Here is a 13,425-nt window from a genome sequence, read left to right on the forward strand (position 1 = left end):
TGTCGGACGACATGGGTTGACCTGAACGCCGAGTCATGGCCGATCGAGTGTCATCACCGAACCGTCCTCGCGTTCGATCGCAACGCTCAAGATGCCCTCGCTGGCCGCGCGACTTTGATCCGTCGCGGTCGGGGTGACCTCCACCCAGCGGCCGGCGAAGTCGAAGCGATCAAGTCCGTCGACAACGCGTGGGGGCGCACCGAACACCGAGGCGAGCTGTGCACCGGCCAACGCGGTATCCTCCGCGGCGAGCCGAACGCCGACGATGCGGCGCGCGCCGTTGGCGTGGGCGATGCGCTCGTCGGGAACGCGCAGATGATGATCGGTGAGATCCTCGGCGAGCATCGGCATGAAGGCGCCGCCCACACCGCGCCCGAGATGGCACAGGATCACCGACCAGCGCTCGCCGTCGATCAGCGGCTTCGTCACCGTGCGCGGCGGCGAGGTGGCAAGGCCGGCCGCGGCGACCGCCTCGCAGAGGCCCTGCAGGCCTTCGGTGCGCACCACGTAGTCGGCCCAGCCGCCGGTCTCGGCCAGGGGCGCGAAGCGATGCCGGGCGAGCTGCGCCGGATCGCGGAAGCGCACGATCTCGATGTAGGAGCCGTCGGCGAAGCACACGAGCCGGTTTTCCGTCGGCGACGCCTCGGCATCGTGCCGCTCCGAGATCGAAAAGCCGAGCCGCTCGAAGCGGGCCGCGCCGTCGGCGAGATCCTCGACGAGAAAGATCAGGTGGTCGAAACCAAGCAGCATCGAAACGTCCCTCAAACCAAAGCGAACAACCGGCCGGGTCCGGCCGGATCCTCGACGCCCACAAGCCGCAGCGCATGCCAGGCGAGCGCCTGGCTGCTGGTGACCACCGGCAGGCCGGTGACGCGCTCGACCGTGGCAATCGCCTCGACGGCGCGAATGCCCGTGCAGGAGATGAAGACGGCCTGGCTGCCGCAGTCGGCCGCCGCGATTGCGGCCTCCGCGATCGCGGCCGGGGTCAGGCGCGCAAAGTCCGTGCCCAGCGCCAGGTCGAAGCAAGACGATGCGGAGATGTCGAAGCCGGCGCCCTCGCAGGCGGCGACGACCGCCTCGTGCACCGAGCGCTTGTAGGGCGAGACGAGCGCAATCCGCCGCGCCCCCAGTTGCGTCAGCGCGAGGCGCGCGGCCAGCAGCGGCGTCGTCGCCGCCACGCCCGGCCGCGCCGCCTCGAGCAGATCGATCATCGCCTGCTCGCCCTTTTCAGCCGAGCGCGACGTGCAACTGAAAGCGAGGCAGTCGATCCCTGCCTCCGGCAGCAGCTGACCGGCGGCCGCGGCCAACTCCACGTCCTCCTGGTCGGGCGCGTCGGCCGGCACGTAGCGGTACATCACGCGGGTGGTGAAGACGCGGGCGCCAGCGCCTTCGGCGATGCCATGGAACGCCCCCTCGCCAACCTGGTCGCTCGACAGGACCACAAGACCGATGCGTCGGCTGGGAGCGATGCCGGCATCGAAGCGCGCCGGAACGATCGTGGGTGCTCGGGTCGGCATGGCGGCTATCGGCTGACGAAGTCGGGAGGGCGATGGGCGGCGGGGGTGGGCGCGTCGGCGGCGGCTTCCACGTCGACGAGAGCGGAGAGCGCCGCGCAGCCCTGCGCCAGTTGCGAGGTGCCGGCGTCGCGGGTCAACACGTTGGGATTGCCCGCCTTTTCCAGCGGGTTCGGCGATCCGTAATCTTCGGCATCGTACCAGGCGCCGGTGGCCATGCGCACGACGCCCGGCATGATCGCGTCGCTGAGCTCGAGCCCGGCCAGACAAGCGCCGCGATCGTTGAAGACCCGAACGATCTGTCCGTCCGTCAGGCCACGGGCCGCGGCGTCGACAGGGTGCATGGTCAGCGGCTCGACGCCGGCGATCTTGCTTGCGGCGCTGGCGCCGACGCCGTCGAGCTGGCTGTGCAGCCGCGTCGCCGGCTGGCTGGTCACCAGATGCAGCGGCCAGCGCGCGACCGTCTCGGCGCCAAGCCATTCGGCCGGCGGCAGCCAGGTGGCATGGCCGGGGCAGTCGGCATAGCCGAAATCGGCGATGGTCTGCGACCACAGCTCGATGCGCCCGGACGGCGTCGCCAGCGGATGGCCTTGCGGGTTGGCGCGAAACGCCTGCAGCATCACCTGCCGCTGCTCCGGTTCGGGGAGTTCGACGAAGCCGGCCTCCCAGAAGGACTCGAATTCCGGCAGGGCGAACCCGTCGGCCGCCGCCCGCTTGCGCGCGGTGTCATAGAGATGGCGCGTCCAGCCCGGGATGTCGCGCCCCTCGGTGTAGGCGTCGGCGAAGCCGAAGCGGGCGGCGAGCGCGGCGAAGATGTCGTAGTCGTTGCGGGCCTCACCGACCGGCTCGACCAGTTTGTGCATCGCCAGGACGTAGCGGTCGCGCGAGGAGGCGGCAAGATCATCCCGCTCGAAAGCGGTCGTCGCCGGCAGGACGATGTCGGCCTGCCGCGCCGTCGGCGTCCACCAGGGCTCGTGGACGACGATCGTCTCGGCGCGCGCCCAGCCGCGGCGCAGGCGGTTGAGGTCTTGATGATGATGGAACGGATTGCCGCCGGCCCAGTAGATCAGCTTGATCTCGGGCAGGGTGATCGTCCTGCCGTCGAAGACGATGGTCGCGCCGGGATCGAGTAGGAGGTCGCCGACGCGTGCGCACGGAATGGCGAGCCCGAGCGGGTTGCGGCCGGCCGTCATCGCCGGGACGCCGACGGGCGCGCGGGGCGTGCCGACGCCGTTGATCGAGCCGTAGCCGAAGCCGACCCCGCCACCGGGCAGGCCGATCTGCCCGAGCATGGCCGCCAGCGTGATCAGCGCCCAATAGGGCTGCTCGCCATGGTCGGCGCGCTGCAGCGACCATGTGGCGCTGAGCATGGTGCGGGTGGCCGCCATCGCCCGCGCCAGCTCCACGATCGTTACGGACGGCACGCCGGTCAGCCGTTCGGCCCAGTCCGGGGTCTTGGCGATCCCGTCGGCCTCGCCGAGGAGATAGGCGCGAAAGCGCTCGTAGCCGACGGTGCAACGGTCGAGGAAAGCGTGAGCCGCCGCCCCCTCGGTTTCTATGACATAGGCCAGCGCCAGCATCATCGCCGTGTCGCTGTTCGGCCGGATCGGAATCCAGCGGGCGCCCATGACTTCGGGTGCGTCGGCGCTGATCGGGCTCACCACCACGAACTCGACGCCGGCCTCGCGCGCGCGCTTCAGCCAGGGCACGAAATCGTGCGAGCCGCCGCCGCCGGAGGTCACATGCGCGTTCTTCGGATTGGCGCCGCCGAACATCACCATCAGCCGGGTGTTGTCGGCGATGCTCTGCCAATCGGTGACCTCGGCGGACACCGCGCCGCGCCCGCCGAGGACATGGTTGAGCAGGATCTCGGCGGCGCCCCAGCTGTAGTTGGTGACCTGGCTTACGCAGCCGCCGAAGAGGTTCAGGAATCGATGGGTCAGCGTGCGCGCGTGGTTGACCCGGCCGGCGCTCGCCCAGCCGTAGGACCCGCCGAAGATCGCCTGGTTGCCGTCGCGCCGCCGCGTCGTCTCCAAGGCGTCACCGACCAGTTGTAACGCTTCGTCCCAGGAGATCTCGACGAAGGGCTCGGCGCCGCGCATCGCGCAGGCGGCCGGACCGTGATCGAGGTAGCCCCGGCGAACCGACGGGCGCCGAACGCGGTTCGGCGCGTAGACGGAGGCCGGCACAGCCTCGATCAGCGGCGACGGCGAGCGGTCGCGCTCGAATGGACGAACGGATCGGAGCACGCCGTCCTCGACCTCGGCGCGAAACGCACCCCAATGGGAGGCACTGGGCAGCGACGCCGCGGTCATGACAGAACCGCCTCGGCCTGTTCCGCCGACCGGTTCGCGGCGTCGGCGACACCCGGATAGTGACAGGCGACCTGGTGACCGCCGCCCCGCTCCGTCAACGGCGGATCGATTGCGGCACACTGCTCGGTGGCAAAGCGACAGCGGGTGCGGAAACGGCAGCCGGACGGAATGTTCGACGGCGAGGGAAGCTCATCGGCCTGCGGGCGCTTGAGCTTGGTGAAGCGGCGGTTGGCCGGATCGAGCGACGGCGCGGAGTCAAACAGCATCCGCGTGTACGGATGCAGCGGACGCCTGTAGAGGTCCTCGCGCCGAGCCAGTTCGACGATACGCCCAAGATACATCACCGCGACGATGTCGCTGACATATTCGACGACGCTGAGATCGTGGCTGATGAAAAGGTACGAAAGGCCGAGTTCATGCTGCAATTCGGTCAACAGGTCCAGAATCTGCGCCTGGACAGAGACGTCGAGCGCCGAGACCGGCTCGTCGGCTACCACCACCGCCGGCTCCAGCACGATGGCGCGGGCGATGGCGATACGCTGGCGTTGGCCGCCGGAAAATTCGAACGGGTAGCGATCGAGCATGGCCTGGCTGAGACCGCATCGCTCGAACAGCCGGCCGACGCGCCGGTCGATCTCGGCGCGGGAGAAGTCGCTGAGATTGACCAGAGGCTCGGCAACGATCTGACGCGCCGTCATCTGTGGATGCAGTGAGGCGTAGGGATCCTGGAACACCATCTGGATGCGCCGCCGGGCCCGATGCAGCTCCTTGCGCCGCATCAGGTGCAGCGGCTGTCCGTCCAGCTCGATCTGCCCGTCGGTGGGTTTCAGCGTCAGCATCAAGAGACGGGCAAGGGTCGACTTGCCACAGCCGGATTCGCCGACCACCGCGACCGTCTCGCCTTTCGGCAGATCCAGCCATACGCCGTCGACAGCGCGCACCGGTTTGGCCTCGCCGCCAAACAAGCCGCGCCTACTCTGAAAGTGCTTGGCCAGGCCGCGGGCGGACAACGCCATGGTGGCGCCGCCGGGCCGGCCGTGCAACCTGTCGGATCGAAGCGTCAGCTCGGATCGGATCGCCAGCGGCAGAGCCGGAGCCGGAGCCGAGGATCTTTCGGCCGCGAGGCCCCGACCGTCGCGCCAGGAGCCGCCACCGATGCGAGGCGTCGCCGCCAGCAACGCTCGCGTGTAAGTATGGCGGGGCGTCGCAAGGAGTTCGCCAACCGATCCCTCCTCCACCTTCTCGCCTTGCCTGAACACGGCGACCGTGTCCGCCATCTCGGCGACAACACCCATGTCGTGGGTGATCAGAATGACGCCGGTGTCCAACTCGCGCTTGAGATCATCGATCAGCGCCAGGATCTGTGCCTGGATGGTGACGTCCAGCGCGGTGGTCGGCTCATCGGCGATCAGGAGCTTGGGTCGGCAGGCGAGCGCCATGGCGATCATCACTCGCTGCCGCATTCCGCCCGACAGCTCGTGCGGATAGGCGTCGAGCCGCTTGCGCGCGTCGGGAATGCGCACGAGGTCGAGCATCTCCAGCGCCCGCTCGCGGGCCGCCTTGCTGGCGGACGCCTCGTGCGTGCGGATCGCCTCCATCACCTGATAGCCGACCGTCAGCACCGGGTTGAGCGAGGTCATCGGCTCCTGGAAGATCATGCCGATCTCGCGACCACGAATCGCGTTGAGGGAAATTTCGTCCAGCGCGTCGAGCCGCCGGCCCTCCAGGTTCACAGTGCCGCCGGTCTGTCTGGCGATTTTCGGCGGCAGCAGACCGAGCACGGAGAAGGCCGACACCGACTTGCCGGACCCGGACTCGCCGACGATACAGAGCGTTTCGCCGCGCCGCACGGAAAAGCTGACGGACTTGACGACATCCTTCCAGCCCGTCTCGCCGTGGAAAGCGACGGACAGATTGTCGACCTCGAGCAGTGTCTTCTGAGGTTCGCGGTAGAGCATGGTCAGCGGGCTTGCTGCTTGAGACGAGGATCGAGAAGGTCACGCAGGGCATCGCCCAACGTGTTGATCGCGAGCACCAAAGCGGACAAGCAGATGCCTGGCGCGATGATCACCCACGGCGCGATCAGGAAAAGTGTGCGTCCCTCGGAAATGATGTTGCCCCAACTCGGGATCTCCGGCGGCGCGCCGGCGCCGAGAAAGGACAGGATTGCCTCGGTGATCACTGCAGATGCGAAGACATAGGTATCCTGCACCAGCAGCGGCGCCACGGCGACGGGCAGGACGTGGCGTACCAGCAGGCGGACCGGGCGGGCACCGTTGGTGATGGCGGCTTCGATGTAGGGGCGTTCGCGAATCGACAGCGTCACACCGCGCACCACGCGCGCCATGCGCGGCACCTCGGGCAGGATCATGGCAATGATGACGTTGACGATGCCGGCCCCGAACAACGCGATGAAGGCGATCGCCAACAATATCGTCGGGATCGACATGATCGCGTCCATGATGCGCATCAGCACCGCGTCGACGCGCGGCAGGAAGCCGGCCAGAAGGCCCAGCGCCGTTCCCAGCACCGCCACCACGGTGGCGACCGCGAAGCCGACGATCAGCGAAACGCGCGAGCCGTAGATCGTGCGCGTCAGCACCGATCGGCCGAACTGGTCGGTGCCGAACCAGGATTCCATGCTCGGCGGACGCATGCGTGCCATCGGATCGAGGCTGGTCGGATCGCCCGTAATCAGCGGCGCCAAGATCGCGACGATTGTCACGCCGCCCAGGAACAGGAGCGGAATGAAAATACGCGGCTGCAAAACGACGGCGAGCAGCGACGAGCGGCGCCTGCGAACGAGAGGCGCCTCGATCTCTCCCGCGGTCATCGTGCCCCGCCCTGCCAGCTGCGCACGCGCGGATCGAAGAAGCCGTAACTCAGATCGACCGCGAGATTCACGAGAACGTAGATCGCCGCGAACAACAGGGTCAGCGCCTGGATCACCGGGTAGTCGCGACGCAGGATGGAATCGGCCGCCAGACTGCCGAGGCCCGGTATGTTGAACACCGTCTCGGTGACCACCACGCCGCCCAGCAGGGCGCCGACGCCGAAGCCGATCACCGTCATGATCGGGATCCCGGCATTGGGCAAGGCGTGGACGAGAATGATCTTCAGCCGGCGAATGCCTTTGGCGCGCGCCGTGCGGATGAAGTCCTCGCTCATGACCTCGAGCATCGCGGCGCGGGTGACGCGGGCGATCTGGGCCATGTAGACGCCGCTAAGCGCCAGCGCCGGCATGATCAGCGTGGCGAGGTTCGGCAGGATGCCTCCGGCGATCGGCTTGTAGCCCTGGGCCGGAAGCAGATGCAGATGGGTCGATAGGACGAGCACCAGGCAATAGCCGACGATGAACACGGGCACCGAAAATCCCAGGACGGAGAGCAGCATGACGATGCGATCGAGAATGCTGCCGACCCGCAGCGAGGCGACGATGCCGACGGGCACGCCGATGCCGATGGCCAGGACGATGGTCGCGAGCGTCAGCGCCAGGGTTGGCTCGGCGCGCTGCGCGATCAGCGTCGTGACGGGAACACCGGAGAACAGCGAGCGGCCGAGATCGCCCGACAGCAGCGATGCGCTCCAGGCCCAGGCCCGCGCCAAAATCGGCTGATCGAGATGGAGGTCGTGGCGGATTGCCTCGATTTGGGCGGGGGTCGCCGTGTCGCCGCCGATCAGAACCGCCGGATCGCCGGGGCTGAGCTGCAGCAGCGAAAAGACGGCGACGGCGACCAGAACGAGGACAGGAATTGCCGCCAGGCTGCGGCGAACGATGTAGCCGAGCATGTCGGTCCCCGTCCGCGGCTCAAGCCGCCTTCGTCAAGTTCCAGTAGATCGGCACCGGCGAGTTCACGACACCCGACACCGCCGTCGAGAAGGCATTCGGCTGCTGGAAGGTGCCGCCCGGCCGATAGAAGCCGAGATCGAGCGCCCGCGCCTGAACGTCGGCCGCGATGACCTTGCGCTTGTCGAAGTCCGCCTCGGCCAGATAGGCGGCATCGAACTTGACGATTTCATCGTCCTTCGACCAGCCGAGCGAGTCGCCGGCTCCCGAAAGCGTCCGGCTGGTGATCGGATCGGCCATGTCGGGACCGATATTGGCGAAATGGATCAGGTGCCAGCCATTGCCGCCGTCGATGGGATCGTTCTTGAGCGCACGGGCATAGATGGTGCCGAAATCGCCGGCCACCATCTGCACGTTGAGGCCCGCACGCCGAAGCTGGTCCGCCGTCACGGTGGCGAAGATGCGGTTGGTCGCGATGTTGGTGGCCTGCAGAACATAGATCGGCTCGCCCTTGTAGCCGGCCTCCTGAAGCAGGCTCTTCGCCGCGTCGAGATCGTAGCCGATCACGCCCTCCTCGGTGTGATAGGGCGTGCCGACCGGATAGACCGACCCGTCGACGGTGAAATAGGAGGGATCGCCGAGATAGGTGACGAGGTGCTCCTCGGGATTGATCATCCGCATGAACGCCTTGCGGAAGGCCGGATTGTCGAACGGCGCAGCCGTATGGTTCGGACGGATCACCAACTGCATGCCGATCGTGTTGTGCACGGCCACGTCGATGTTGCCGGCGGCCGATAGCACGGGCAGCAGCTCCGGCGACGGTTCCTCGAAGAAGTCGAGTTCGCCGGCCTGCATCGCGCTGGTCGCGGTCATGTCGTCCATGAACAGCCATTCGACCCGGTCGACGTTGACGACCTTACCGCCGGCCGTGCCCGATGCCGGCTCCGACCGCGGCACATAGGCCTCGTTGCGCAGGTAGACGGCCTTGGAGCCGGCGACATACTCGTCCGCGGCAAACTTGAACGGGCCGGAGCCGATCGTCTCGGTGATCTGCTCGCTGACGTCCTTCGAGGCGACCCGCTCCGGCATGATGAAGCAGACGTTCGAGCCGACCTTGGCAAGCGCCGTGAGAAGCATGGAGAAGGGTTGCGACAGGACGATCTGGAAGGTGCGGTCGTCGACCGGCTCCAGCTTCGTCATCTGGCTCGCCATGCGTGAGCCGAGATTGTCCTTCTTGGCCCATCGGGCAATCGAGGCCACGCAGTCCTTCGACGTCACGGGACTGCCGTCATGGAAGGCGAGCCCGTCGCGCAAGGTGAAGGTGTAGGTCAGCTGATCGCCGGAGACGTCGTAGCTGTCGACCATCTGCGGCTGGATCGCCAGCGTGTTATCCATGCCGAACAGCGTGTCGTAGATCATGTAGCCGTGATTGCGGGTGATGTAGGCCGTCGTCCAGATCGGATCGAGCGAGGCCAGCGGCGCGATCACCTTGGAGCGAATGATCCCGGTCTGATCCTGCGCCCATCCGCGACGGACCACGAAAGGCGTCAGCAAGGCTGCGGCGGCCGATGCGTTGAAGGTTCGACGGGTCAAGCGCATATCGGATCCTCACTTTGTTGCGCATAGGGCAACGGTGTTTCTCATTCCTATCTGAGAGCCAGAATTGCGACCTGTCAAGCCGCCGCGGGTGCGGCGTCCCAAAATTTTGCATAGACCCTATGCAACGAAACACACTGCTTGAGATTTGCACACCTGACCTTCCGCTTTTGAAGCCGTTGGGCCCATTCTATCTGGCGGCGACGCCCGCGGCAGGCGCGCTTGACAGCCGAACGAACTTCCCTGTAGCCTTCTTTATGCAACTATGTTGCTCTATGCGCAACAATGGAGAGACTCTTCCATGATCATTGGCGTCGACGTAGGCGGCACCTTCACGGACATCGTCCTTTGCGACGATGCTGGAGACCTGACCGTCTCCAAGGTGGTCTCTCGGCCAGACGACTATACGGCCGGTATCGTCGACGCGATCCGCACCGTGCTCGACAAAGCCGGCGCGAGTCCGAGCCAAATCCGCCGCTTCACTCTCGGCACGACGGTCGGCACCAATGCCGTCATCGAGCATCGCGGCGCGCCGACCGGCATTCTGATGACCGCCGGCTTCGAGGATGTGCTGGAAATCGGCCGGCAGAAGCGTTCGGTTCTCTACGACCTGTTCATCGACGCCGAGACGCCGATCTTCATCGCACCCCGGCGTCGACGGCGCGGCGTCCGCGAGCGGATCGGCTCCCGGGGCGAGACGCTGGTGCCGCTCGACGAGGCGCACGTGCGGGCGGCGGTCCGCGATCTGGTGGTGAACGAAAAGATCGAGGCGATCGCGGTCTGCTGCCTGTTCGCCTTCCTCGATCCTTCGCACGAGCGGCGCATCCGCGACATCATCCTCGAGGATTATCCGCACGTCGCCGTGTCGATCTCCTCCGACGTCGATCCCGTCTTCCGTGAGTATGAGCGTCTCTGCGTCACCGCGCTCGACGCCTATCTGAAGCCGGTGATGCGACGCCATGTCGAACAGCTGAGCGCCGGCCTGAGCGAGGCCGGGCTCGATGTCGAGCTGGAGATCATGCAGTCGCGCGGCGGCATTTCCAGCCACCGCCGCATTCTCGAGGCCCCGGCGCGGACCCTCGTTTCCGGGCCGGCGGCCGGTGTGCGCGGCGCCCACCACGTGGCCCAAGCCGCCGGCTTCAAAAACATCATCAGCCTCGACGTCGGCGGCACCTCGGCCGACATCGCCGTGGTGCGCGACGGCCGGATCGTCACCACCACCGATGGACGCATCGTCAACTATCCGATCCGCTTGCCGATGATCGACTGCAACGCGATCGGCGCGGGCGGCGGATCAATCGCCTGGCTCGATTCGGAGCGTGGCCTGCACGTCGGCCCGCAAAGCGCCGGTGCCCAGCCGGGTCCCGCGGCCTATGGCCAGGGCGGTACGGAGCCGACGGTGACGGACGCGAGCCTGGTTCTCGGTTGGCTCGATCCCTCCAACTTCGGCAGCGGCAAGGTCAGGATCGATAGAGCCGCCGCCCACAGGGCCGTCGGCGATCTCGGAGCCGAACTCGGCCTCTCCACAGAAGAAGCCGCCTGGGCGATCCACGCCATCGCGAACGCCAACATGGCCAACGAAATCCGTCTGTGGACCGTGTGCCGGGGCTACGATCCGCGCGACTTTGCGCTGGTCGTGCTTGGCGGCGGCGGCGCGGTGCATGGCGGCCTCGTCGCCAAGGCCCTCGCCATCGGCACCGTCGTGGTGCCGCCGACCCCCGGCGTGCTGGCGGCATTGGGTCTGCTCGTCGCCAACATCGAGCACGACAACGCCGTCGCCTTCAACCGCAAGGCAGCGGCGATCAGCGTCGACGAACTCGCCACGGCCTACGGCGAACTGGACGAACGCGGATACGCCCAGCTCGCCGACGAGCGGATCTCCAGAGACGAGGCCAGAGTGACTCGATCGGCGGATCTGCGCTATGTTGGCCAGTCCTTCGAGTTGAACATCACCCTCGACGGCGACATCGACGCCGACGCCATCGACAGGCTCGTGGCCGGTTTCCATGAACGCCATCGCGAGGTTTACGGCCAGGCCGATGAAGCCGCCCCGGTCGAGCTGGTGAGCTTGCGCACCGTCCACTGGCATCCGATGCCGAAGCCCGGGCTGCCCAGCGCCGCTGACACCAAGAGCTGGGGCGAGGCAAAGAAGGGCTCGCGCACCGCCCGCTTCTTCCCCGAATATCCGCGAGGGGTCGAGACGCCGGTCTACGATCGCGCCCGCGCGCCGCTCGGCGTGGCCCTGGAAGGTCCTGCCATCATCGATCAGCTGGATACGACGATCGTCGTCTATCCCGGCTTTTCCTGCCGCGTCGACGCCAGCGGCAGCATCATCATGACCGTCGAGAACCTGCCGCCGAAACCGGCTCCCTTGATTCGCGACCTGACCGAGGAGCCCGCGCTGTGACCCGGACCAAGAGCTTCGATCCGATCACGCTGGAAGTGCTGCGCAACCGCATGGAGATCATCGCCGACGAAATGCAGGCCGCGATGATCCGCAGCGCCTTTTCCAACATCATCAAGGAGGGCGGCGACTGCGGCGTCGCCATCTTCGACGCCAAGGGCGGCCTGATCGCCCACGCCAACGCCCTGCCCGCCAATCTCGGCATCCTCAACTCCTCCGTCGCCCGGGTACTCGAGGACTATCCGGCCGACGGGATGGAGGACGGCGACGCCTATTGCTTCAACGACCCCTACGAGGGCGGCACGCACATTCCGGACGTGGCGATGATCGTGCCCATCGTCTGGGAAGGGCGCACCATCGCGTTGTCGGCGGTCATCGCCCACCAGCAGGATTTCGGCGGCATGACGCTCGGCAGCCTGCCGCCCGATTCCACCGAGATCTTCCAGGAGGGACTGGTCCTGCCGCCGTGCCGGCTGATCCATCGGGGTCGGTGGAACAAGGAGGTGCTCGGCATCATCCTCAAGAACATCCGCATGCCCGACCACACGATGGGCGACTTCCGCGCCGAACTGGCGGCTGGCGACGTCGGGCGCCGGCGCTTCCTCGAAACGGTCGCCGAATATGGCATCGACACGCTCCTCGCCTATATCGACGAGCTCAACGATCGCGCCGAGCGCCAGGCCCGCGCCAAGATCGAGGAGATCCCGGACGGCGTCTACGACTTCGTCGACTACCTGGACAACGACGGCATCGACCTCGACGTCAAGCGCAAGATCCAGTGCACGGTGACGGTCGCAGGATCGAACATGACCTTCGACTTCTCCGGCACCGATCCGCAGCTGCGCGGCGCCTCCAACAGCGCCGTCTCCGGTCCGATCTCCTGCTGCTACTATGTCGCCCACTGCATCTATGGCGAGGACGTGCCCAACAACGAGGGCTGCTATCGTCCTCTCACCGTCCACGTTCCCAAGGGAACGCTGCTCAATCCCGAGCATCCGGCGGCGCTCAACTCGCGCACCATGACGGTTCTCAGGGCGGTCGACACCGCCTTTGGATCGCTGATGCGGGTGATCCCGCAGCGCCTGCGCGCCTCTTCAGGCGGCATGGAAGGCGTGACGCTGGCCGGCCGGCGCCCCGACGGCAGTGCCTACGTCTATCTCGAGCTGTTCGCCGCCGGCATGGGCGCGCGTCCGACCAAGGACGGCATCGAATATATCGAGTGCGACACCACCAACATGCTGAACACGCCGGTGGAGGCCCTGGAACTCGACTATCCGGTTCGCATTCACCAGCTTCTCCTGCGCCAGGACGGCGGCGGCGCCGGCCGGTTCCGCGGCGGCACCGGAATCGTCAAGGAGTTCGAGATACTCGACGAGACCACCGAGATCTCGCACCGCGGCGACCGGTTCGTCACCCAGCCCTGGGGCCTGTTCGGCGGGCGTCCGGGCGCGAGCTGGGAGACGACCGTGACGCGCACCGACGGCGAGGTCTTCAAGGTTCCCTCGCGCAAGCGCTTCAAGCTCGGCAAGGGCGACCGCATGGTCTGCGCCGTAGCCGGCGGCGGCGGTTATGGCGATCCGCTCGACCGCGAGCCGGAGGCGGTGGCCGCCGACGTCAGGGACCGCAAGGTGAGCCCGACCCAGGCGGACGAGGTCTACGGCGTCGTCCTGACGAAGGCCGGAACGGTCGATGGAGCGGCGACCGAGAGCCGGCGGGCGGCCCTCAAGGCTGCCGCGGGTCCGATCGACTGGACCTTCGACCGCGGCGCCCTCGGCACCGAAGCCTGATCCACTCCCCTATCGCTCTCGC

9 protein-coding genes are annotated in these 13,425 nt (G+C 67.1%); 2 read left to right on the forward strand and 7 right to left on the reverse strand.

Features of this window, described 5'->3' with window-relative positions:
- Window positions 1-33: 33 nt before the first annotated feature.
- The 7 genes from SMD10_RS19120 to SMD10_RS19150 are packed head-to-tail and all read right to left on the reverse strand — an operon-like array spanning window position 34 to window position 9,215.
- Entirely contained in the window at window positions 34-750 is a 717-nt protein-coding gene (locus SMD10_RS19120) for a VOC family protein (RefSeq protein ID WP_331687331.1), read from the reverse strand.
- A gap of 11 nt (window positions 751-761) precedes the next feature.
- Window positions 762-1,517 carry a maleate cis-trans isomerase family protein gene (locus tag SMD10_RS19125; protein ID WP_331687332.1) on the reverse strand — a complete coding sequence of 252 codons (756 nt, stop codon included), beginning with the start codon at window positions 1,515-1,517 and terminating at the stop codon, window positions 762-764.
- Between the two features lie 5 nt (window positions 1,518-1,522).
- Window positions 1,523-3,829, reverse strand: coding sequence for a molybdopterin-dependent oxidoreductase (locus SMD10_RS19130; protein WP_331687333.1), 2,307 nt, complete (start codon window positions 3,827-3,829; stop codon window positions 1,523-1,525).
- Window positions 3,826-5,787, reverse strand: coding sequence for an ABC transporter ATP-binding protein (locus SMD10_RS19135; protein ID WP_331687334.1), 1,962 nt, complete (start codon window positions 5,785-5,787; stop codon window positions 3,826-3,828). The genes SMD10_RS19130 and SMD10_RS19135 overlap by 4 nt, the downstream gene beginning before the upstream one ends.
- 2 nt (window positions 5,788-5,789) lie before the next feature.
- A complete protein-coding gene (locus SMD10_RS19140) occupies window positions 5,790-6,662 on the reverse strand; it encodes an ABC transporter permease (RefSeq protein ID WP_331687335.1) in 873 nt (290 codons plus the stop codon).
- Window positions 6,659-7,618 carry an ABC transporter permease gene (locus SMD10_RS19145; protein ID WP_331687336.1) on the reverse strand — a complete coding sequence of 320 codons (960 nt, stop codon included), beginning with the start codon at window positions 7,616-7,618 and terminating at the stop codon, window positions 6,659-6,661. Before SMD10_RS19145 ends, SMD10_RS19140 begins: the two co-directional genes overlap by 4 nt.
- 19 nt (window positions 7,619-7,637) lie before the next feature.
- Complete coding sequence (locus SMD10_RS19150; protein WP_331687337.1) at window positions 7,638-9,215, reverse strand: ABC transporter substrate-binding protein; 1,578 nt, start codon at window positions 9,213-9,215, stop codon at window positions 7,638-7,640.
- Between the two features lie 298 nt (window positions 9,216-9,513).
- On the opposite strand from SMD10_RS19150, the gene SMD10_RS19155 reads away from it, so the two are divergent.
- Window positions 9,514-11,619, forward strand: a complete 2,106-nt coding sequence (locus SMD10_RS19155) for a hydantoinase/oxoprolinase family protein (RefSeq protein ID WP_331687338.1) — start codon at window positions 9,514-9,516, stop codon at window positions 11,617-11,619.
- The gene (locus SMD10_RS19160; protein ID WP_331687339.1) at window positions 11,616-13,403 is read left to right on the forward strand and encodes a hydantoinase B/oxoprolinase family protein; all 1,788 of its coding nucleotides are present in this window, start codon (window positions 11,616-11,618) and stop codon (window positions 13,401-13,403) included. Before SMD10_RS19155 ends, SMD10_RS19160 begins: the two co-directional genes overlap by 4 nt.
- Window positions 13,404-13,425: the final 22 nt, after the last annotated feature.

Source organism: Consotaella aegiceratis (assembly GCF_036541425.1).
Lineage (GTDB): Bacteria > Pseudomonadota > Alphaproteobacteria > Rhizobiales > Rhizobiaceae > Consotaella > Consotaella aegiceratis.